The organism is Azospirillum formosense (genome assembly GCF_040500525.1).
GTDB lineage: Bacteria > Pseudomonadota > Alphaproteobacteria > Azospirillales > Azospirillaceae > Azospirillum > Azospirillum formosense_A.
This window is the reverse complement of sequence record NZ_CP159404.1, coordinates 442,560-464,963: the sequence shown is the minus strand read 5'-3', so window position 1 is coordinate 464,963 and position 22,404 is coordinate 442,560. Positions and strand designations below refer to the sequence as shown.

Annotated in this window: 17 protein-coding genes; 12 read left to right on the top strand and 5 right to left on the bottom strand. The window is 68.7% G+C overall.

Annotation, left to right across the window (positions count from 1 at the left end; translation table 11 throughout):
- Positions 1 to 117 precede the first annotated feature (117 nt).
- The 8 genes from ABVN73_RS22790 (at position 118) to ABVN73_RS22755 (ending at position 9,996) form a co-directional block, all read left to right on the top strand.
- Positions 118 to 1,251, top strand: a complete 1,134-nt coding sequence (locus tag ABVN73_RS22790) for an acyl-CoA dehydrogenase (RefSeq protein WP_353860878.1) — start codon at positions 118 to 120, stop codon at positions 1,249 to 1,251.
- A gap of 28 nt (positions 1,252 to 1,279) precedes the next feature.
- Positions 1,280 to 2,887 (top strand): carboxyl transferase domain-containing protein, encoded by a 1,608-nt coding sequence (locus tag ABVN73_RS22785; RefSeq protein WP_114862092.1) that lies wholly within the window; start codon positions 1,280 to 1,282, stop codon positions 2,885 to 2,887.
- A 17-nt stretch (positions 2,888 to 2,904) separates the two neighbouring features.
- Positions 2,905 to 3,687: an enoyl-CoA hydratase/isomerase family protein gene (locus tag ABVN73_RS22780; protein WP_353860877.1), complete on the top strand. Its 783-nt coding sequence runs from the start codon at positions 2,905 to 2,907 to the stop codon at positions 3,685 to 3,687.
- Positions 3,688 to 3,707: 20 nt separating this feature from the next.
- Positions 3,708 to 5,711, top strand: a complete 2,004-nt coding sequence (locus ABVN73_RS22775; RefSeq protein ID WP_353861430.1) for an acetyl/propionyl/methylcrotonyl-CoA carboxylase subunit alpha — start codon at positions 3,708 to 3,710, stop codon at positions 5,709 to 5,711.
- Positions 5,712 to 5,713: 2 nt separating this feature from the next.
- Positions 5,714 to 6,613, top strand: coding sequence for a hydroxymethylglutaryl-CoA lyase (locus ABVN73_RS22770; RefSeq protein WP_353860876.1), 900 nt, complete (start codon positions 5,714 to 5,716; stop codon positions 6,611 to 6,613).
- Between the two features lie 30 nt (positions 6,614 to 6,643).
- The gene (locus ABVN73_RS22765) at positions 6,644 to 7,471 is read left to right on the top strand and encodes a universal stress protein (protein WP_353860875.1); all 828 of its coding nucleotides are present in this window, start codon (positions 6,644 to 6,646) and stop codon (positions 7,469 to 7,471) included.
- A gap of 61 nt (positions 7,472 to 7,532) precedes the next feature.
- Positions 7,533 to 9,194, top strand: a complete 1,662-nt coding sequence (locus tag ABVN73_RS22760) for an electron transfer flavoprotein-ubiquinone oxidoreductase (protein WP_353861429.1) — start codon at positions 7,533 to 7,535, stop codon at positions 9,192 to 9,194.
- A gap of 40 nt (positions 9,195 to 9,234) precedes the next feature.
- On the top strand, positions 9,235 to 9,996 hold the full coding sequence (locus ABVN73_RS22755; RefSeq protein ID WP_353860874.1) for an SDR family NAD(P)-dependent oxidoreductase: 762 nt from the start codon (positions 9,235 to 9,237) through the stop codon (positions 9,994 to 9,996).
- 105 nt (positions 9,997 to 10,101) lie between these two features.
- On the opposite strand, the gene ABVN73_RS22750 is transcribed toward ABVN73_RS22755, so the two are convergent.
- On the bottom strand, positions 10,102 to 10,509 hold the full coding sequence (locus ABVN73_RS22750; RefSeq protein WP_353860873.1) for a PRC-barrel domain-containing protein: 408 nt from the start codon (positions 10,507 to 10,509) through the stop codon (positions 10,102 to 10,104).
- 296 nt (positions 10,510 to 10,805) lie between these two features.
- Here ABVN73_RS22750 and ABVN73_RS22745 point away from each other — a divergent pair, with 296 nt between their 5' ends.
- The gene (locus tag ABVN73_RS22745; RefSeq protein ID WP_353860872.1) at positions 10,806 to 11,468 is read left to right on the top strand and encodes a class I SAM-dependent methyltransferase; all 663 of its coding nucleotides are present in this window, start codon (positions 10,806 to 10,808) and stop codon (positions 11,466 to 11,468) included.
- A gap of 256 nt (positions 11,469 to 11,724) precedes the next feature.
- Positions 11,725 to 12,960, top strand: coding sequence for a polysaccharide deacetylase family protein (locus tag ABVN73_RS22740; RefSeq protein ID WP_353860871.1), 1,236 nt, complete (start codon positions 11,725 to 11,727; stop codon positions 12,958 to 12,960).
- A gap of 89 nt (positions 12,961 to 13,049) precedes the next feature.
- On the opposite strand, the gene ABVN73_RS22735 is transcribed toward ABVN73_RS22740, so the two are convergent.
- Together ABVN73_RS22735 and ABVN73_RS22730 are read right to left on the bottom strand one after the other, a co-directional pair.
- Positions 13,050 to 13,517, bottom strand: coding sequence for a MucR family transcriptional regulator (locus ABVN73_RS22735; protein WP_051658475.1), 468 nt, complete (start codon positions 13,515 to 13,517; stop codon positions 13,050 to 13,052).
- A gap of 178 nt (positions 13,518 to 13,695) precedes the next feature.
- On the bottom strand, positions 13,696 to 15,021 hold the full coding sequence (locus tag ABVN73_RS22730) for a GH1 family beta-glucosidase (protein WP_353860870.1): 1,326 nt from the start codon (positions 15,019 to 15,021) through the stop codon (positions 13,696 to 13,698).
- A gap of 134 nt (positions 15,022 to 15,155) precedes the next feature.
- Here ABVN73_RS22730 and ABVN73_RS22725 point away from each other — a divergent pair, with 134 nt between their 5' ends.
- Complete coding sequence (locus ABVN73_RS22725; RefSeq protein WP_353860869.1) at positions 15,156 to 16,541, top strand: GH1 family beta-glucosidase; 1,386 nt, start codon at positions 15,156 to 15,158, stop codon at positions 16,539 to 16,541.
- Here ABVN73_RS22725 and ABVN73_RS22720 read toward each other — a convergent pair.
- The gene (locus tag ABVN73_RS22720; protein WP_353860868.1) at positions 16,493 to 18,265 is read right to left on the bottom strand and encodes a radical SAM protein; all 1,773 of its coding nucleotides are present in this window, start codon (positions 18,263 to 18,265) and stop codon (positions 16,493 to 16,495) included. The two genes, ABVN73_RS22725 and ABVN73_RS22720, sit on opposite strands and share 49 nt — an antisense overlap.
- A gap of 164 nt (positions 18,266 to 18,429) precedes the next feature.
- On the opposite strand from ABVN73_RS22720, the gene ABVN73_RS22715 reads away from it, so the two are divergent.
- Complete coding sequence (locus tag ABVN73_RS22715) at positions 18,430 to 20,550, top strand: tetratricopeptide repeat protein (protein ID WP_353860867.1); 2,121 nt, start codon at positions 18,430 to 18,432, stop codon at positions 20,548 to 20,550.
- 8 nt (positions 20,551 to 20,558) lie between these two features.
- On the opposite strand, the gene ABVN73_RS22710 is transcribed toward ABVN73_RS22715, so the two are convergent.
- A complete protein-coding gene (locus ABVN73_RS22710) occupies positions 20,559 to 22,373 on the bottom strand; it encodes an ABC transporter ATP-binding protein/permease (protein ID WP_353860866.1) in 1,815 nt (604 codons plus the stop codon).
- Positions 22,374 to 22,404 lie beyond the last annotated feature (31 nt).

Below are 22,404 nucleotides of genomic sequence, written 5' to 3'. Positions count from 1 at the left end.
CAACCTCGGCCCCCTCCCTAACCCTCCCCCGCTTCGCGGGAGAGGGCATTAAGCTCCCTCCACCGCACAGCGGGGGAGGGGCGGGGAGGGGGCAGAAAGCGTGCGGGAGGGAAAGCAATGCGGCTGACGGAAGAGCAGCGGATGGTGCGCGACATGGCGCGGGACTTCGCGGCGGAGCGGCTGGCGCCCACCGCCGCCGAGCGCGACCGCACCGGCGCCTTCCCCAAGGAGGAGCTGGCCGAGATGGGCAAGCTCGGCCTCATGGGCATGCTGGTGCCGGAGGCGTTCGACGGCGCCGGCACCGACCACATCGCCTACGCGCTCGCCATCGAGGAGATCGCGGCGGGAGACGGCGCCATCTCCACCATCATGAGCGTGCACAACTCCGTCGGCTGCATGCCGATCCTGAAGTTCGGCAGCGCCGAGCAGAAGGAGCGCTTCCTGAAGCCGATGGCCCGCGGCGAGCGGCTCGGCTGCTTCTGCCTGACCGAGCCGCAGGCGGGGTCCGACGCCGCCGCCATCAAGACCCGCGCGCGCCGCGCCGGCGACCACTGGGTCCTCAACGGCACCAAGCAATTCATCACGTCGGGCAAGAACGCCGACGTCGCCATCGTCTTCGCGGTCAGCGATCCCGACGCCGGCAAGAAGGGCATCACCGCCTTCATCGTGCCGACCGACACCCCCGGCTTCCAGGTCGCGCGGGTCGAGGAGAAGCTCGGCCAGAGCTGTTCCGACACCTGCCAGATCGTCCTTGAGGATTGCCGCATCCCCGCCGACCTGATGCTGGGCGCGGAGGGCGGCGGTTACCGGGTGGCGCTCGCCAATCTGGAGGGCGGGCGCATCGGCATCGCCTCGCAGTCGGTGGGCATGGCGCGTTCCGCGCTCGACCACGCCATCCGCTACGCCCAGGAGCGTCAGAGCATGGGCGTGCCGATCATCCAGCATCAGGCGGTGGCCTTCCGGCTGGCCGACATGGCGACGAAGGTGGAGGCCGCGCGCCAGCTCGTCCTGCACGCGGCCAGCCTGCGCGACGCGGGCGAGCCCTGCCTGAAGGAGGCGGCGATGGCGAAGCTGTTCGCCTCGGAGATCGCCGAGCGCGTCTGCTCCGACGCCATCCAGATCCACGGCGGCTACGGCTACCTGAACGATTTCCCGGTGGAGCGCATTTATAGAGACGTGCGCGTCTGCCAGATCTACGAGGGCACGAGCGACATCCAGCGGCTGGTCATCAGCCGCGCCCTGACGCAGTAGAACAAGAAGAGACGGGAGGACGACGGCCATGACCGTCCTGAAGAGCGCCCTGAACCCGCGCTCCGCCGAGTTCCAGACGAACGCCGACGCCATGTCCGCCCTGGTCGCCGACCTGCGCGAAAAGGTGGGCGCCATCAAGCAGGGCGGCGGCGCCAAGGCCCGCGACAAGCACCTGTCCCGCGGCAAGCTGCTGCCGCGCGAGCGCATCCGCCAGCTTCTGGATGTGGGATCGCCCTTCCTGGAGCTGTCGCAGATGGCCGCCTACAAGGTCTATGACGACGACATCCCGGCGGCGGGCATCATCACCGGCATCGGCAGCGTGGCCGGGCAGGAATGCATGGTGGTCGTCAACGACGCGACGGTGAAGGGCGGAACCTACTTCCCCCTGACCGTCAAGAAGCACCTGCGCGCCCAGGAAGTGGCGCAGCAGAACAACCTGCCCTGCATCTATCTCGTCGATTCGGGCGGCGCCAACCTGCCGAACCAGGACGAGGTGTTCCCCGACCGCGACCATTTCGGCCGCATCTTCTTCAATCAGGCCAACATGTCGGCCCAGGGCATCCCCCAGATCGCCGTGGTGATGGGAAGCTGCACGGCGGGCGGCGCCTACGTTCCGGCCATGTCGGACGAGGCGATCATCGTGCGCAACCAGGGCACCATCTTCCTCGGCGGCCCGCCGCTGGTGAAGGCGGCGACCGGCGAGGTGGTGTCGGCGGAGGACCTCGGCGGGGCGGACGTGCATTCCCGCACCTCCGGCGTCACCGACCATTACGCGATGAACGACGCCCACGCGCTCGCCATGGCGCGCAAGGTCGTGTCGAACCTGAACCGCAGCAAGCGCATCGACATGGACCTGCGCGAGCCGCAGGAGCCGGCCTACGACCCGCGCGAACTCTACGGCGTGATCCCCAGTGACCCGCGCAAGCCCTTCGACGTCCGCGAGGTCATCGCCCGCGTGGTCGACGGTTCGGTGCTGGACGAGTTCAAGCCGCTCTACGGCACGACGCTGGTCTGCGGCTTCGCCCACATCTTCGGCTATCCGGTCGGCATCATCGCCAACAACGGCATCCTGTTCAGCGAATCCGCCCTGAAGGGCGCGCATTTCGTCGAACTGTGCTGCCAGCGCGGCATTCCGCTGGTCTTCCTGCAGAACATCACCGGCTTCATGGTCGGGCGTAAGTACGAGGCGGGCGGCATCGCCAAGGACGGCGCGAAGCTGGTCACCGCCGTCGCCTGTGCCAAGGTGCCGAAATTCACCGTCATCATCGGCGGCAGCTACGGCGCCGGCAACTACGGCATGTGCGGGCGCGCCTATTCCCCGCGCTTCCTGTGGATGTGGCCGAACTCGCGCATCTCGGTGATGGGCGGGGAGCAGGCGGCGGGCGTGCTCGCCCAGGTCCGGCGCGACGCCATGGAGTCCCAGGGCAGAAGCTGGGCGCCGGAGGAGGAGGAGGCGTTCAAGGCCCCCATCCGCCAGCAGTACGAAGACCAGGGCCATCCCTACTACGCCTCCGCCCGGCTGTGGGACGACGGCATCATCGACCCGGCGGATACCCGCATGGTGCTCGGACTCGGCCTGTCGGCGTCTTTGAACGCCCCGGTCGAGAAGACCACCTTCGGCGTGTTCCGGATGTGAGCGGGGGGACGACGAGCATGAGCGACATTCTGATCGACATCGCCGCCAGCGGCGTCGCCGCCGTCACGATGAACCGGGCGGAGGTGCACAACGCCTTCAACGAGCGAGTCATCGCCGATCTGACCGACGCCTTCCTCAGCCTGGGATCGAACCCGGACGTCCGCGCCATCCTGCTGCGCGGTGCTGGCAAAAGCTTCTCCGCCGGGGCCGACCTCGGCTGGATGAAGAAGATGGCGGGCTACAGCCACGGCGAGAACGTCGAGGACGCCATGGGCCTCGCCACCATGCTGCGCACGCTGGACGAATGCCCGAAGCCGACCATCGCCGTGGTGCAGGGTCCGGCCTTCGGCGGCGGGGTGGGGCTGGTCGCTGCCTGCGACATCGCCATCGCCGCCGAGACCGCCAGCTTCGCCCTGACCGAGGTGCGGCTGGGGCTGATCCCCGCGGTCATCAGCCCCTATGTGGTGGCCGCGATGGGCGAACGCGCCTGCCGCCGCTACTTCCTGACGGCGGAGCGCTTCTCCGCCGCCGAGGCGCTGCGGCTCGGCCTGCTGCACCAGACCGTCCCGGCGACGGAGCTGGACGCCGGGGTCGAGGTGATGGTGCGCAACCTCCTGCAATGCGGACCGGCCTCCCAGACCGCGGCGAAGGAGCTGATCCGCGCCGTGGCGCGCCGTCCGCTGGACGATGCGCTGGTCCGCGACACGGCGGAGCGCATCGCCCGCCAGCGCGCGAGCGACGAGGGGAGGGAGGGCGTCGGCGCCTTCCTGGAGAAACGCGAACCGGCGTGGCGGAGCTGAGGCCCATGGTTGTGACCGACATGTTCGACAAGATTCTGATCGCGAACCGTGGCGAGATCGCCTGCCGCGTCATCCGCACCGCCCGCCGCATGGGCATCCGCACCGTCGCGGTGTACTCGGAGGCCGACGCCCGCGCCATGCATGTGGAAATGGCCGACGAGGCCGTCTGCATCGGCCCGGCGCCGGTGGGCGAGAGCTACCTGCGCGGCGACGCGATCCTCGAGGTCGCGAAACGCACCGGTGCCCAGGCCATCCATCCCGGCTACGGCTTCCTGTCGGAGAACGCCGGATTCGCGGCGGCCTGCGCGGAGGCCGGCGTGGTCTTCATCGGCCCGCCGATCGAGGCCATCCGCGTCATGGGCTCCAAGGCGGAATCCAAGCGCGTGATGTCGCAGGCCGACGTGCCGCTGGTCCCCGGCTTCCACGGCGAGGCCCAGGACCTTGCGACGCTGAGCGCGGAGGCCGAGCGCATCGGTTATCCGGTGCTGGTCAAGGCCTCGGCGGGCGGCGGCGGCAAGGGCATGCGCGTGGTCCGCGCCCCTGGCGAGTTCGCCGACGCGGTGGCCGGCGCCAAGCGCGAGGCGAAAGCTGCCTTCGGCGACGACAGCGTGCTTCTGGAGAAGTATCTGGGCCGCCCGCGCCATGTGGAGATTCAGGTCTTCTGCGACACCCACGGCAACGGCGTCTATCTGTTCGAGCGCGACTGCTCCATCCAGCGCCGCCACCAGAAGGTGATCGAGGAGGCTCCCGCCCCGGCGCTGCCCGACGACCTGCGCCGCCGCATGGGCGAGGCCGCGGTGGCCGCCGCCAAGGCGGTGAACTACGTCGGCGCCGGCACGGTGGAGTTCCTCTACGAGGACGGCGGCTTCTACTTCATCGAGATGAACACGCGCCTCCAGGTGGAGCATCCGGTGACCGAGAAGATCACCGGCCAGGACCTCGTGGAGTGGCAGTTGCGCGTCGCCGCCGGCGGCACGCTGCCGCTGATGCAGGACCAGCTCACCCGCCGCGGCCACGCCTTCGAGGCGCGCCTCTACGCGGAGGACCCGCAGCGCGAGTTCCTGCCGGCCATCGGCAAGCTGGTCCGCCTCCGTCCGCCCGCCGAGAACGAGCATGTCCGCGTCGACACCGGCGTCCGCGAGGGCGACGAGGTCACCATGTTCTACGACCCGATGATCGCCAAGCTGATCGTCTGGGACGAGGACCGCGACGCCGCGCTGCGTCGCCTGCGCGTGGCGCTCGCCGCCTACGAGGTGGTCGGCGTCACCACCAACGTCGCCTTCCTCGGCGCCATCGCCGCCCATCCGGCCTTCCGGGCGGTGGAGATCGACACCGGCTTCATCGAGCGGCACCGCGCCGACCTGCTGCCCCCGCCGGCCCCGGTGCCGGACCGCGGGCTGGCCATCGCGGCGCTCAGCGTGCTGCTCCGCCGCAACGCGGATGCCCGCAAGGCCCGCCGCGCCGCGTCGGACCCCTGGTCGCCCTGGCTGTCGGCCAGCGGCTGGCGCCTCAACGACGACAACCACCACGACCTGCGCCTGCTCGACGGCGACACGCCGCGCGCCCTTACCCTGCATTTCCGCCCCGACGGCTACGAGATCGAGGTGGAGGGCCGCCCGGCCATCCGTGCGGAGCGGGTGTCTCTCGACGGCGAGACGCTGACCGCCACCATCGACGCGGTGCGCACCCGCGCCACGGTGGTCTGTCAGGGGCTGGACCTGACCATCCTGTCGGACGGGGCGGTGTGGCGTCTGCATCTGGACGACCCGACCGCCCGCGCGGCGGAGCAGGAGGGCGGTTCCGGCCGCCTGACCGCGCCGATGCCGGGCACCGTCGTCCGCGTGCTGGTCGAGCCGGGCCAGACGGTGGAGGCGGGCGCTCCGTTGATGCTGCTGGAAGCGATGAAGATGGAGCACACCATCAAGGCCCCCGCCGCCGGCACGGTCAGCGCCGTCAACTTCGCGGCCGGCGATCAGGTATCCGAAGGCGTGGACCTGCTGGTCCTCGACGTGACGGAGGGATGAGCATGCGCCTGCCGAAAAGCGTCCGCATGGTGGAGGTCGGCCCGCGCGACGGCCTCCAGAACGAAAAGCAGATCGTCCCGACGGCGGTGAAGATCGGTCTGGTCGACCGGCTAGCCGACGCCGGGCTGACCGCCATCGAGGCCGGCAGCTTCGTGTCGCCCAAATGGGTCCCGCAGATGGCCGACACGCCGGACGTCTTCGCCGGCATCCGGCGCAAGGAGGGGGTGCGCTACGTCGCCCTCACCCCGAACGCCAAGGGGCTTGAGGGCGCGCTCGCCGCCCGCGCCGACGAGGTCGCAGTCTTCGCCGCCGCGTCGGAGAGCTTCAGCCGGAAGAACATCAACTGCTCCATCGCCGAGAGCCTGGACCGCTTCGTCCCGGTGCTGGAGCAGGCGAAGGCCCAGGGGGTGCCGGTGCGCGGCTACGTCTCCTGCGTGCTCGGTTGCCCCTACGAAGGGGAGATCGCCCCGGCGGCGGTGGCCGAGGTGGCGGGGCGGCTGCTCGCCATGGGCTGCTACGAGGTCTCGCTCGGCGACACCATCGGCACCGGCACCCCGGCCAAGGCTCAGGCGATGATCGCGGCGGTGGCGGAGCGCGTGCCGATGGAGCGCTTGGCGGTGCATTTCCACGACACCTACGGCCAGGCCCTCGCCAACATCCTGGCGACGCTGGAGATGGGCGTGGCGGTGGTGGACAGCTCGGTCGCCGGGCTCGGCGGCTGCCCCTACGCCAAGGGGGCGTCCGGCAACGTGGCGAGCGAGGACGTGCTCTACATGCTGAACGGGCTGGGGATCGGGACGGGGGTGGACCTCGACCGGCTGGTGGCGGCTGGCGCTTATATCAGCGATGCCATCGGCCGACCGACCGCCTCGAAGGTCGCCCGCGCGCGGGGATGTGCGTAAAACACGGGAAAGAGGGAAGGGAAGGGCGCCATGAGCTTCACGAACCTGCTGGTGCATGTGGACGACAGCGACCGCTGCGGGGAGCGGCTGACCGTCGCCCTGACCCTCGCGCAGAAGCATGGCGCCACGCTGACCGGCCTGTTCGCCCAGAGCGACAGCTCCGGCGCCGGCATCGTCACGCGCAAGGCCGGCCCGGCCTTGACCCAGGCGGCGCAGCGCGCGCGTGACCTGTTCGAGGAGAAGGCCCGCGAGGCCGGGGTGACGACGCGCTGGTGGCAGCTCAGCCACGGTGAGTACGGCCATGTGATCGCCGAGACGGTGATCTGCTCGCGCTACGTGGACCTCGCCGTCTTCGGCCAGCACGACCCGGAGGACAGCCGTGTTCCGGCGGACCTGATCGAAGAGGTGGTGCTGAACGCCGGGCGCCCGATCCTGGTCGTGCCGCACGCCGGGACCTATCCGCAGCTCGCCGACCGTCCGGTCATCGCCTGGAACGGCAGCCGCGAAGCCGCGCGCGCCGTCAACGACGCGCTGCCGCTGCTGAAGCAGGCGAGTTCCGTGCTTCTGCTCGCCTTCCACACCCAGCCGCGGGCGGAGGGGGGCGGCAACGTCCCGCAGGTCGACATCCTGGAGCATCTGGCGAGCCATGGCGTGACGGCCACGCAGGAACGCATGACCATCACCAGCATGACCCCCATGGACGCCGTGCTGTCGCGCGCCTCGGACCACGGCGCCGATCTTTTGGTGATGGGCGGCTTCGGCGGCTATGGCGGCTCGCTGTTCCCGCTGTTCGGGCGGGGCAGCAACACCCGCCAGATCCTGCGCCAGATGACCCTTCCCGTTCTGTTGTCGCACTGAGTGTGTTCGCCCGAAACGTTGTTCGCACGAAGCAAGGAAAGAAGAAGAAATGGCTGACGAGATGGCTCGCGACCCGCGCGAGGTGATGGAGTACGACGTCCTTGTCGTCGGGGCCGGCCCGTCGGGCCTGAGCGCGGCCATCCGCCTGAAACAGCTCGCCGTTGATGCGGGGCAGGAGCTCTCGGTCTGCGTCGTGGAGAAGGGCTCGGAAGTCGGCGCCCACCTGCTCTCCGGCGCGGTGTTCGAGCCGCACGCGCTCGACGAGCTGATCCCCGACTGGAAGGACAAGGGCGCGCCCCTGACCACCCCGGCGCGTGAGGACCGCTTCCTCTACCTCACCGAGACCAAGGCGCTGAAATCACCCTTCGCCCCGCCGCAGATGCACAATCACGGCAACTACATCATCAGCCTCGGCAACCTCGCCCGCTGGATGGCCGCCCAGGCCGAGGAGCTGGGGGTGGAGATCTACCCCGGCTTCGCCGCGGCGGAGGTGCTCTACGACGACACGGGTGCGGTCAAGGGTGTCGCCACCGGCGACATGGGCATCGGCAAGGACGGTGAGAAGACCGCCAACTACACGCCGGGCATGGAGCTGCACGCCAAACAGACCATCTTCGCCGAGGGCTGCCGCGGCTCGCTGACCAAGACGCTGTTCGAGCGCTTCGACCTGCGCCGCGACGCCGACCCGCAGACCTACGGCATCGGCATCAAGGAGCTGTGGGAGGTCGATCCCGCCAAGTCGCAGCCCGGCCTGATCGTCCACACCATCGGCTGGCCGATGGACCCCAAGACCTATGGCGGCTCCTGGCTCTACCACATGGAGGGCAACCTGGTGTCGGTCGGCTTCGTGGTCGGGCTCGACTACGAAAACCCGCACCTCTCGCCCTTCGAGGAGTTCCAGCGCTACAAGACCCACCCGGCGATCCGCCCGACCTTCGAGGGCGGGCGGCGCATCGCCTACGGCGCCCGCGCGCTGTCGGAGGGTGGCTTCCAGTCGATCCCCAAGCTGACCTTCCCCGGCGGCGTCATCGTCGGCGACGCGGCGGGCTTCCTCAACGTGCCCAAGATCAAGGGCAACCACACCGCGATGAAGTCGGGCATGCTGGCGGCCGAGGCGGTGTTCGAGCTGCTGTCGGCCGACGCCAACTCCGATGGGCCGGCGCGCGAGGCGGTGGCCTATCCGGAAAAGCTGAAGGCGTCGTGGGTGTGGTCGGAGCTTCACGCGGTGCGCAACATCCGCCCCGGCTTCCAGAAGGGGCTGTGGGCGGGTCTGGCCAACGCGGCCTACGAGACGGCGACCAAGGGCAAGTCGCCGTGGACGCTGCACCACCGCCACGGCGACCACGAGACGCTGAAAAAGGCGTCGGAGATGCCGAAGATCGCCTATCCCAAGCCGGACGGGGTGGTGTCGTTCGACCGTCTGTCGTCGGTGTACCTGTCGAACACCAACCACGAGGAGGACCAGCCGGCGCACCTGACGCTGAAGGACGCGTCGGTGCCGATCGCGGTCAATCTGGCGCTCTACGACGCGCCGGAGACGCGCTACTGCCCGGCGGGCGTGTACGAGATCGTGCGGGCGGAGGACGGCAGCGACCCGCGGCTGCAGATCAACGCGCAGAACTGCGTGCACTGCAAGACCTGCGACATCAAGGACCCCACCCAGAACATCAACTGGGTCGTTCCCGAGGGCGGCGGCGGACCGAACTATCCCGGCGGGATGTAAAACTTAAACGGCAGCAAAACGATATCAGGGAGAGAGCGCGATGCAGATCAACGGTCAGGCCGCCATCGTCACCGGTGGCGCCTCCGGCATGGGGGCGGAAACCGCGCGCCATCTGGCGAAGCTGGGCGCCAAGGTCACCGTGCTCGACATGAACGAGGCGGCGGTCAAGCAGGTGGCCGAGGAGATCGGCGGGCTGGGCCTGCTGTGCGACGTGTCGAGCGCGGAATCGGCGGAAAAGGCCGTGGCCGAGGCCCGCGCGGCCCATGGTCCGGCCCGCATCGCGGTCAACTGCGCGGGCGTCGCCCCGGCCAAGCGGATCGTCGGGCGCGATGGCCCGATGGCGCTGGACGACTTCCGCAAGGTGATCGAGGTCAACCTGATCGGCACCTTCAACATGCTGCGCCTCGCCGCCGCGGACATGGGCACGCTCGATCCGCTGGAATCGGGAGAGCGCGGGGTGATCGTCAACACCGCCTCCGTCGCCGCCTATGAAGGGCAGATCGGGCAGGCCGCCTACGCCTCGTCGAAGGGCGGCGTCGTCGCCCTGACCATCTGCGCCGCCCGCGATCTGGCGCGCAGCGCCGTGCGCGTAATGACCATCGCCCCGGGTCTGATCGGGACGCCGATGCTGCTGAACATGCCGCAGGAAGTCCAGGACAGCCTCGCCGCCACGGTTCCCTTCCCGAAGCGCTTCGGCCAGCCCTCCGAATACGCCCGGCTTGTCCAGCACATCCTTGAAAATGAAATGTTGAACGGCGAGGTGATCCGGCTCGACGGCGCCATCCGCATGGCGCCGCAGTAAAGGACTTCGGCGAAGGGGCGTCATCGATCCTTCTCCGCGCTGCGAAACAGCGCGGAGAAGGGGAGGGTGGGGGGAACGGCAGCCTGCGTCCGGGCCGGCTCAGCCTCAATCGTCCCAGATCGGCAGGGTGCCGAGTTGCGCGTTCGTCAAATTGGTCGTCAGGGTGCGCCCATCGTCGCGAAGCTGGTCCAGCCCGACGATCACCTCCTTGTCGCCGATGCCAACGCCGTGCTCCACGTCCACCACCACGGCGACCGGTTGGCCGGAGGCGTCCATCAGCACCTCCTCCACCTCGCCGACCTTCGTGCCGTCCGGCCCCATGACGTCCATGTCGTCCAGTTGCCCGACCGTCCGCTTGAGGGACGGCACCATGACGTTGTCGTCCTTCACCTCCCGATAGGCGTTGGCCGGGTTGGCGATGGCGGCGCTCTGCTGGGCGAGCGTGGGCGCGGCCGTGGCCATGACCATGACCATGACGAGCGCGACCGCCGTTGCGGAAAGGAGCTTTCTCATCGCATTGTTCTCCTGCTGCTGACCGTGCAACAACATGAAGACATCGACACGGTTCCATCCGACGCGCCGATTCACACGTTCCGATTGTGCAGAGGCAACCGGTTCCCCGAGCGCCCACGGTGGATGTGAGCCACGGCTCCACGCTGCCGACTGATTTGGGCCAACTGATTTGGGCCGATAGGTTGGGAAGCGACGCGCCCTCGGAATCGCCGGGCGACCTTTCGAACAGCGCCGCGCTTCCCACATGTGAACCGATGCCCGCATGAGCCGGGCGGCCAGAAGAGGGAGCGGATTCCTTGACCGTGCAGTCGATCTTCATGCCCGAGGCCATTTATCAGTACATGCTCGACGCTTCCCTGCGCGAGACGCCCATCCAGGCGTCACTGCGCGCCGAGACGGCCAAGATGACCGAGGCCCATTACCAGATCGCGCCGGAGGAAGGCCAACTCCTGGCCTTCCTGGTCGAAATGATCGGTGCCCGCCGCACCTTGGACATCGGAACCTTCACCGGATACAGCGCGCTGACGGTGGCGCTGGCCCTGCCGGAGGATGGCCGGGTGGTCAGTCTCGACATCAACGAGCAATGGACGGCCCAGGCCCGCGCGGCGTGGGACAAGGCCGGCGTCGCGGGGAAGATCGACCTGCGCCTCGGACCGGCGCTCGACAGCCTCGACACGCTCGCCGCGCACGGTGCGGTCGACTCCTTCGATTTCGCCTTCATCGACGCCGACAAGGAAAATTACGGCGCCTATTACGAACGGTGCCTGCGCTTGGTGCGGCGTGGTGGCCTGATCGTGGTGGACAACACTCTGTGGCGCGGGCGAGTCGCCGATCCCGGCGACCGCAAGCACAAGACCGAAGCCATCCGCGCCTTCAACGCGGCCCGTCTGGAGGATGAGAGGGTGGCGCTGTGCATGTTGCCCGTGGGTGACGGCGTGACCCTCCTGCGGCGGCGCTGAACTCACGAGCCGTCCGGGACGACCCGTTCGGACGGACAGCCAACGCACGAAACCGTATGCCGGGGCGTTCGTCGTGCCCTTTTCCAATGCCGCGCACAAATCCCATAAGGTGCATTATGGTAAATAAGCCGGAGAAATCCGTGACAAAGTCACTTTGACGATGATCGTTATGGAGGCGTGATAAATTTTGCTCTATTCCATAAGGGGTATCGCCCACACCTGATCTCACCGCGGCGATGTTGATGGTCGATCGCACATGATGTCAGGTTCGCGCTGTTCCGCCGTTCAAGGCCAAGCCTTCGCTCCCGCACCGAAGCGGAGGCGAAGGCCACTCGGTTTTCTGACCGCGGGGCTGCTGGCTGCGGTCGTCCAAGCCCCGCTGGCCGATCAGGCCCGGGCCGCGGATCAACCGCATCTCGCCACCGTCACCACGCTGCGCAAGGAGACGGACAGCCAACCGGCCAAGATGCTGCAATTCGGCGTCTACCGGACGGAGGCTGACGCCTGGGTCGCCTGGAAGGCGGTGGTCCGGCGCCAGCCCGACATGGTCGCCGATCTCGTTCCGCGAGTCGCCCTGCAAAGGCCGGAGAGCCCCGATTCCGGCTTCGTTCTGCGGGCGGCGCCCCTGCCCGACCTCGACCCCAGCTTCGTCTGCCGCCGGATCGTCGGCGGCGGCGGCAGCTGCCTCGTGATGGACGCGGTGCCAGACCAACCGCCGGCGACGCCCGCCGCCGGCTCGGAGGACAACGACCACAACGGCGTCGTCACCTACAGCCCGGACCAGAGCCGGGAAATGCAGGAGATCGAGCGGCAGGCCGCCCGCCTGTCACGAATCGCCGCCATCGTGCCGGGCAATGAGGCGCGGGTCGACATCGGGGCTTTGAAGGCCAGCCGCTGGAACCTCTGCTCCCTGACCTTCGACGACGGGCCGCATCCGGCGGTGACTCCGCGAATCCTCGACATCCTGCGCAGCGAGGGTGTGCGGGCGACCTTCTTCCCGATCGGCAACGTGGCCGTCCGCCACCCGCGGATCATCCAGCGCATCGTTCAGGAGGGCCACGAGGTCGGCAATCACAGCCTGACCCACCCGAACATGCGCACCCTGAACACCGAGGCGCAGCGCGCGCAGATCGCGGAAACGAATCGCATCCTGGCCCAGTCGGGCGCCGACCCGGTGCTGTTCCGGCCGCCCGCCGGACGTTGGAACAGCGACACGCTGAACGCCGTCGAGCAGGAAAAGATGAGCCCGGCGCTGTGGAACGTCGACACGCGCGACTGGTTCACCCGCGACGCCGGCAAGATCATGGCGCAGCTCGAAGCCACCGGCACCATCGGCAGCGTCGTCCTGATGCACACCACCTACAACGCGACCGCGGAAGCGCTTCCCCGGGCCATCGGCCTGCTGCGCACGCGCGGTTGCCGCTTCGTCACCCTGTCGGAATGGATCACCAGCCTGAACAGCCTCGCCACGCCGCGCATCGCGCAACGCTGAGGCCGCATCGGCGCCGTCTCCTCCGTTCCCCCCTCCGCCGCCCCTTCCCCGGATGCCGGGAAAGAGGCGGTTCGGAGCGGACGCCGTGGTCAGGCGACGTTCTTGGCGCGGCCGCGGCGGGCCGGCTTGGCCGGGGCGGCGGCTTTCTTGCCGAGACCGATCGACTTGGCGAAAGCGGACCGCTGCTCCGCGTAATTCGGCGCGGTCATCGGATAATCCGCGGGCAGGCCCCACTTGCGGCGGTATTCGTCCGGAGTCATGCCGTAGGCCGTGCGCAGGTAGCGCTTCAGCATCTTCAGCTTCTTGCCGTCCTCGAGGCAGACGATGTAGTCCGGCATCACCGACTTTTTCACCGGCACGGCGGGACGCAGTTCCACCGCTTCCGGCTCCACCGGGCGGCCCGTGCCCGACAGACTTTGATGGACGATCCGGATGAGGTTCGGAAGATCATTCACCGCGATCTGGTTTGAGCGGACATAAGACGCAACGATCTTACCCGTCATGGCGACCAGATCGGTGGCCGAATTCTCAGAACCGTCGGTGTCGCTGCTTTGCATGTCAGTTTCCTTCGAGAACGAATGATCCAGAACGGAGGATGGGCAAAGTGATGCGCAAAGCGCAAGCCTGTGCATCAGGTTTAACATGCAAATGTGTAATGTGTTTCATGCAGGACACGCGAACGGGCGGCCCAGTCGAATGGCAATAGTAGGCTCCGGTGATGAAATCGCTGCCCGCTCAGGCGGCGGAACGCGCGCGCTTTATCAGGGCGGCGTACCAGCGGGCAGAGGCTTTCGGCGTGCGTTTCTGCGTTTCAAAGTCGACGTGGACGATGCCGAAACGGTTGCCGTACCCGCTTCCCCACTCGAAATTATCCAGAAGCGACCAGACGAAGTAACCGCGCACGTCCGCTCCGCCGCGAATCGCCTCGTGCATTGACGCGTTATAGAGACGCAGATAATTGATTCGGTGCTGGTCGTCGACGACGCCCGATTCGTCCGGCGAATCGCTGCCGCCGCAGCCGTTTTCCGTAATGACGATGGGCATGCGATAACGGCGGGTGATTTCCAGCAGTTCGTCGCGGAAGGCGTCGGGGAAAACCGCCCATCCGACACCGTAGGTCGGCGAATCGGGCGGGGCGTCGCCCCAGCCATAGCCCCAGGTGGTGTCGGGATTCACGCGGGCGAAGATCGGCCCGTAATGGTTCAGGCCGAACCAGTCCATGGGCCGGCAGATCCGCGCCATGTCGCCGGCCTCCACGTACGGTTCGATGGCGCGGGCGACCCGCGGCGGGTAGTGGCCGAGAAGCTGCGGATCGCAGAAGGTCAGGTTCCAATGCTCGTCCAGCAGGGCGGCAGCCTCGGCGTTCTCGGACCGTCCGCCCTCCGGCAGCACCCGTTGTCGGTTGTGGACCGCCCCAATGGACGCGCCGGGCACCAGGGCGCGGATCACGTCCACGCCGGCCCCGTGGGCAAGATTCACATGGTGGATGGCCCGCAGATGCTGGTCGCGGTCGGTGATGCCGGGGGCCGCCCAGGGAATGGCGTAGCCGAACAGGGTGAAGACGGAGAATTCGTTGAAGGTGATCCAGCGCTTCACCCGGTCGCCGTAGCGCCGCGCCAGCAACGCCGCATAATCGGCGTACCAGCCGGCGCTGTCCCGGTTCGCCCAGCCGCCAAGGTCCTGCAGGCCCTGCGGCAGGTCCCAATGGTAGACGCACAGCCAGGGCTCGATGCCGGCCTCCAAAAGGCGGTCGATCAGGCGGTCGTAGAAGTCCAGCCCGGCCTCGTTGACCACCCCCCGCCCACGCGGCAGGACGCGCGGCCACGCCACGGAGAACCGGTAGGCGCCGACCCCGATGTCCCGCATCAACGCCACGTCCTCGGCGTAGCGGTGGTAATGGTCGCAGGCGACGTCGCCGGTGTCGCCGTTCACCACGCCGCCGGCCATGCGGCAGCGCGTGTCCCAGATGCTTGGACCGCGCCCGTCCGCCGCCGCGGCGCCCTCGATCTGATAGGCGGAGGTGGAGACGCCCCAAACAAAATCCTTCGGCAGGTCCGCCATCGCCGTCTCCGTCCGCAACCAGGGTTCTTGTTCATACTACCTTTGGCGGAATGGTCAGGAAACAGGCATAATGACGGGCGAATGGTTCGATGGATCGGTCTGCCTTGGAGCATAAGGCTGTGGAACGGCGAGCGATGCCCCTTCTCACCTCCGATTTTCCTGACGGCTTCCTGTGGGGAACCTCGACGTCGGCGTTCCAGGTGGAGGGAGCCGCGGCCAAGGATGGGCGGGGCCCCAGCATCTGGGACAGCTTCTGCCGTCTGAAGGGCCGGGTGGACAACGGCGATACCGGCGACGTTGCCTGCGACCATTATCACCGCTACGCCGAGGACGTGGCGCTGATGCGGGACATCGGGGTCGGCGCCTACCGGTTCTCGATCTCCTGGCCGCGCGTCCTGCCGCGCGGACGGGGGGCGGTCAACGAGGCCGGACTGGACTTCTACGACCGCCTGATCGACCGCCTTTTGGAGGCCGGCATCGAGCCCTGGGCGTGCCTCTACCACTGGGACCTGCCGCAGGGCCTGCAGGACCTCGGCGGCTGGGCGAACCGGGACAGCGCCGGCTGGTACGCCGACTATGCCGTCCTCTGCGCCCGCCGGTTCGGCGACCGGGTGACGCGCTGGGCGACCTTCAACGAGTTCTCCGTCTTCACCCTGTTCGGCTACGCGCTCGGCTGGGGCGCCCCCAGCGTGTCCGACCGCGGGGAGCATCTCAAGGTCATCCACCACACCAACCTCGCCCACGGGGCCGGCGTGGACGTGCTGCGGGCTCTGGTACCCGGCGCGTCCATCGGGGCGGTGCACAGTTTCCAGCCCTGCCGGCCTTCCAACCCGGCGCCCGAGCATGTCGAGGCGGCCGCCCTGTTTGACGAGCTGTGGAACCTGTGCTTCCCCGACGCGCAGATTCTGGGCCACTACCCGCCGCGCATCGCCCGCGCGATCGAACCTTACGTTCAGGCCGGCGACATGGCGCGGATCTGTCGGCCCTTGGACTGGTTCGGCATGAACCACTATGCGCCCCTCTTCGCCCAAGCCGAACCGGGCGCCGTCTGGGGCTGCGGCTTCGGCGCCCCTCCGGAGGGCATGCCGCGCACCGACATCGGCTGGCCGTTCCAGCCCAGCGCCTTCCACGAAGCCTTGATGCAGGCCACCGCGCGCTACCGCCTACCGATCTACGTGACGGAGAACGGCTACGGCACCAAGGCGCCGGAGGCCCCGGACGCCCAGGGAGTCGTGATGGACCGGGAACGGCTGGGCTATCTGCAGGCCTGCATTGGAGAAATGGCCAGGGCGCTGAGGGATGGGGCCGACGTGCGCGGCTATTTCGTGTGGTCTCTGCTCGACAACTTCGAATGGGGCGGCGGCTACGGCACCCGGTTCGGCATCGTCCATGTGGACTTCGAGACACAGAAACGCACGCCTAAGGAATCCGCCAAATGGTATTCGGCGCTGGTCGGCGGGGCGCTGGGCGGTCACACCGCCGCCACGCCGGAGGCAGGCAGGTCCGCCGGCCGCTCCTGAATCTCTTCACCCGTGTAGACCGGACAATTCCGGCACACGCCGGGCAGAGCCGCCTCGTCACCGGCCATCATGGCAAGCCTCACCGCCCGGTAGCGTTCGCCGTTCCAAATGTCCGCGAAGGAGTCCTGCCGCAGGTTGCCCAAGACCTCGATGCCGGAGATGTCGTAGCAACAGAGCGTCACATCGCCGTTGGGGCGGATCGCCGATTCCGTGAAGGGCGAACTGCAGAATCCGCGGCGCCGTTCCGGGTTGACGTCGACCGTCAGCGCCTCCTCCTCTTCCGTCTGCGCCCAGCCCGGCCATTTATAGGCGTAGTTCGTGGCGATCGGCAGACCGGGGAAATCCTCGATCAGAAAGGCCGGAGTCGCAGCGGTCGGCGGGTCCCCCGGACGACGCAGGACGTTGTTGGAGACGATCAACTGCACGCCGGCAGGTTCGAGGTATCGGCGCATCAGGGTCAGATTCCGGCGCACCGTCGGATAGTGGGAGCCCCGGCGGATGGCGTCGTTCTCCTCCGGCGTGCGACCGTCGATCGACACATAGATTTTTTCCACGCCGCAGTCCGCCAGGGCGCGGCATCGCTCTTCGGTTGCCAGCATGGCGTTCGTGACGAAATGGATCTGGTTGATCGAGGTCTCGTCCCTCAAACGCCGGATCATCGTTTCCAGGTGGGGATTCATCAGCGGCTCCCCTCCCAGATACATGACGCAGCTGACCACCGCTTCCATTCCCTTGAGATCCTGCACGATGCGCTCGAACAGGTCCGCCTTCAGCAGGCGGCGTTCGGTGCTGTGGTAGGCGACGCCGGTGGTGCAGTGACGGCAACGCAGGTTGCAGGCGCTGGAGGACTCGATGCGGACCCTCATCGGCAGCATGGCGGTGCCATCGCCCGCCCGCCCGCTCCAACCATCGAGAGCGACGGCAGCGGCCCGCCGGTGGTCATCGGAATCGATGCAGCGGAGCACCAGCCGGTGCAGGGCCATTTTAGCCCCCAGCCTCACGGTCGCGTCGGTGGAATGGATCAGAGTGTGCAGCCGGGTGCTGGCCTCCTCGACGCGACCGATCTCGGACAGGGCGAGCCCATGCTCGTAGACCAGGGGTTCCTGCCGGGGGTCCAACCGAAGGGCTCGGCCATGGGCCCGCTCGGCGGCGACGCCGTTCCCCAACCCCGTCTCGGCCCGGCCGAGCGCCGTCAGCATCGCCGGCCGGTGGGGTTCCAGAGCGACCGCGGCCCACGCCTGGAAGGCCGCCCCAGCGGGATCTCCAATGCGGTTGAGCACCCCCGCCAGATTGAGGCGGCTGTTGGCCGCGAGCGGCTGCTGAACGACCGCCATCCGGTAGGCCGCCGCGGCTTCCAGCGACCGCTCCGCCTGGACCAAGGCGTTGCCGTGGTTGAAGTGGCACTCGGGAAAAACGGGCCTCAGAATCGTCGCGCGGCGATAGGAGTCGAGCGCCGGCCCAAGGTTGCCAGCCTGCCGCAACGCGCCGCCCAGAAGATGCAGCGCCTCCGCCGAACCGGGATTGGCCGCCACCGCGCGGGACAGGCGCGCGCAGGCGGCACCAGCGGCACCCGACTGCAAAGCGACCAAGCCCCACAGCCGCAGCGTGTCGGGATGGTCCGGCGCGGCCTGGAGCAGCGAGCGGTAGGCCGCCTCCGCTTCCGCCAGGCGACCCTGCTGATGCAAGACGACAGCCTGCCGGAAACCCACGGAAAAATCCTGCATGACCGCTGCCCTTCGCACTCGCGCCCTTGCGCACCGCCACAGCGCAAGGAAACGCGCCCCTGGCGGGAAATGCAACCCCGTACCATAACCTTATCGGGTGATGGTTGAGCCTGATAAGCGTTGCAGTATAGAAAGGCCAGCTCTCCGAAACAGGAATCGTCTCCATGAGCGCGCCAATACCCTCCGAGACGCTTCTGGCGAACGCGATGGCCTCGCACCGGACCGGCAACCTCGCCGAAGCCGAGCCGCTGTACCGCATCCTCTTGGAGCGGCAGCCCGGCCATCCCGATGCGCTGCATCTCCTCGGGGTCCTGCGAAGCCAAGCCGGCGATCCGGCCGGGGGCGCCGCTCTCATCGCCGAGGCCATCGCCAACCGCCCCACCGTCGCCGCCTATCACGCAAACCTTGCGCTTGCCCTCAAGGCGCTTGGACGTTTCGACGACGCGGAGGCGGCGCTGCGGAGCGCCATCGCCCTGGCCCCCGGGGTGGGGGCGCTCGTCACCTTGGGGGGCGTGCGGCGGGCCGCCGGCCGCCATGCCGAGGCGCTGGTCGTCTACCGCGCCGCCCAGATCGCCGATCCGTCCGACGGGGCTGCGCAGGAGGGGATCGCCCATGCCATCGCCGAAACCGCGGATGCGGGACGCGTCACTCCGGCGGCCTTGACGGCCTACCGTCGGGCCTTCCAGCTCCGTCCCGCCGCTCCTTTCGCGGCCTACAATCTCGCCCAGACCCTCCGGAAGGCCGGGGAAACCGGCACCGCCGCCATCCTGTTCCAAACGGCGGCGGTGCTCGCACCGGCGGAACCGGCGGCGCTTTCCGGGTTGGGGCTGACCCTGCTCGCCATGGGACGCGCGGACCGTGCCGCCGCGATCCTCGCGCGGGTGGTCCGGCTGCGCCCGGGCGACGCGCAGGACCGCTTCCATCTGGCCGAGGCCGCCCAGGCGGCAGGCGACGCCGACCGTGCCGCGGCGGCCTACAAGGAGACGACGGCTCGGCGCCCCACGGACCACACGGCTTGGGAGAACGCCGCCCTTCTCGACGCGCGCGGGAACCGATTGCCCGCCCTGGCCGCCCATGCCGGCGGGCTGATGGCCGCGGCACGGGCGGGGCATCTGTTCTGGAAGGCGCCCGTCTACATCGCCATGCATGTGGCGAACGACCGGATCGCGGCGTCGCTCCCGGATGCCGCGCACCAAGCGCTGGAACGGTTCCGCCAAGCCGCGGCGGCTGAGAATCGCGAGCTGCTGCCCTGGATCGATTTCCTGCGCGGCTCGCTGCTGCTGCGGACACCGGGGGGCGAGGCGGCGGGCCGGGCCATGCTGGAGGCGCTGGCTCCCGCCCTGCCCTTCCTGCGCCACGTCACCATGGGCGACGAGTTCGACGCCCTCTGCCGGTCGGTGTCGCCGGAGGAGCGCGCGGCCCACCGGGCCGGCTTCCAGTCGGAACCGGCCGCCGAGGGCGAGGGGCCCCTGCTCTTCGCGGCCTGCGACGACCGTTACCTGCGGCTGTTCGCGGCTCCGCTTCTGCTGACGGTGGACGCCTTCTGCGAGGCGGGGCGGCGGGTGCACATCCACATCGCGGACCCCGGCCCGGACATCGCGGAGGTGATCGCCGGGCTGCGCGCGACGCTGCGGCGGTGCCGCCTCACCGTCAGCACCGAACGAACGCCGTCCGATCTCGATCCGGCGAGCCGGCGCACCCTCTACACCTGCCTACGCCTGCTGAGGGCACCGGACGTGCTGGACCTTCATGGACGCCCGCCGCTGGTGATGATCGACATCGACGCCCTGCTGTCGATCGACCCGCAGCGCCTCGTCGACGCCATGGCGCCGGAGGAGGAGGCTGTGCTCATCCATCGGCCCGACAGCCTGGACTATCTTTACAACACCATCAGCAACGGGTTGATCGTGCTGCGCCCGAGCGACGCCATGCGGGAGGTGCTGGAGCGCACGGCCACCGTCCTCCTGCATTGGTTGCGGCAGCGCAGCATGGCTTATTTCCTCGACCAGATGGCCCTGATCCAGGGGTTCGCGGATGTTGAGCGCCGGCGCGGCGCCGCTCGGATCCTGCCGATCGAGGCGCTGTGCCACCGCCTCGGCGTGCCCGACGTCTTTCTGCCCTTCTTCGACGAGAAGCACCGCGCCGGCTTCGCCGACCAGATGTCCGCGTTGACGGCGCGCCTGCAGGAGGACATGCGGATCGCAGGACGCAGCGAGGAGGAGCGCCGCGCCGCTCTGACCGGTCTGGTGCGCCGGCTCCAGGCCGCGACCGCCACCCCTCGGTAGGGCGCCGCCTACTCCGCGACCGCCGCGATCCGACGGTCCCCGCAAGGCTCCTCGCGCACCCGAACGGTGTCATCCGTCCGGTCGAGCACCAGCTTGCGGCGGTGATGCCGCTCCAGGCCGGGATGGCTGCCGATGGTGATCAGCGTGGCGTCGGGGAACTCGGCGTCGATCAGGCGCAGCATCGCCTCCTCGGTCCGCGGGTCCAGGCTGTCGGTGGAGTCATCCAGGAAGATCCAGTCGGGGCGGTGGATCAACAAACGGGCGAAGCCCAGCAACTGCTGCTCCGGCACCGCCAGAACCTCGTCCCAGCTGTCGGGCTCGTCCAGCCGCGGTCGCAAGTGGCCGAGCCCGACCCGCTCCAGCGCCGCCGCCGCGTCGGCATCGCCCACCGTCTCCGCCGCCCGGGGATAGCTCAGGGCGGCGCGCAGCGTGTCGTGCGGCAGATAGGGCCGTTCGGCCATGAAGAACACGCGGGAGAGGGCGGGCAGCACGACGCTACCCCCACCCCAGGGCCAGACCCGCGCCACCGCCCGGAACAGCCGCACCGCCGCCGCCGGATCGCCGACGATCAGCACGCGCTCGCCGGGCCGGATCTCCAGGTCGAAGGGCTCCACCACCCGGCGCCCGTCCGGCTCGGCGATGGACAGCCCGCGGAAGCTCAGGCCGTCACCCCCCTCGCTGCCCCCGCCCTCGCTGCGTTCCACGGTGATCCGCTCCGTCCCCTCCCCGCCGATCTCGCGGTCCAGACGCTGGAGCGCCTCGTGCAGGCCCAGCACGCGCTCCACCGACGCCTTCCATTCGGCCGCGCGGGCCAAATTGTCGATCGGCCAGGACAGGGCGCCGACCGTCTGCTGGAAGGCCTGCGCCGTCTGCATCAGCACGCCGAGCGAGATGGCCCCGGCGATGTAGCTGGGCGAGGCGACGAGGATCGGAAAGACCGCGGACAGCACCGAATAGGCGGCGCTGAAGACCATCATGTTGGACAGGGCGTGGGTCTGGCCGTTCCAGCCCCGCTGCACCCCGCCGAACAGCAGACTCAGCCGGTCGCGTTCCCCCGACTCGCCGTGCAGGAGGGCCACGTCCTGCGCGTTCTCCCGCACGCGGGCAAGGCCGAAGCGGAAGGACGCCTCATGCCCCTGCCGCCGGTTCACCGCTCTCACCAGCGGCTTTCCCATCAGCAGGGCGATGCTCGTCCCGACGGCCGCGTAGACCAGGGCGATGTAGAGCAGATAGCCCGGCACGTGGAAGGTGCTTCCGGCCAGCGTCACCTCCGGCGCACCGGACAGCCGCCACAGGATGTTGGTGAAGCTGATCAGCAGCAGCGCGCAGTAGGACAGCGACAGGACGAGGTCGATGGCCGCCTCGGTCGCGATGCGGATGTCCTCGGCGATGCGCCCGTCCGGGTTGTCGTGGTCGCCCGGCAGGTAGGTCACCTGATGCTGCCGGCCGCGCGTCAGCCAGTCGCCCAGCAGCTTGTGCGTCAGCCATGTGCGCCAGCCCAGCTGCAGGCGGCGCTTCACCCGCAGATGCAGGATGGTGTTGGCGATGTTGAACAGGATGATCCCGCCCGCCGCCGCGATCATCAGCAGGAAGCGGTCCATCGAGCGCTGCTCCAGCGCGTCGAACAGGTGCTGGCTCCACAGGTTGAGCAGGATGGGAACCACCACCTGTCCGACCGTCAGAAGCCCCAGCGCCCCGGCGAGAAGCCAAACGGTCCAGTTCCGCCCGCCCGGACGGGAGCCCCCAGACCAGAAGCCGCCGGCAAGACGGAGGAAACGGCGGGTGAAGCCGGATCGGTCCGGCGTCCTGGACGCGATCGACATGGCCCTTCACCCCCTGGGCTTGAAGCAAGAC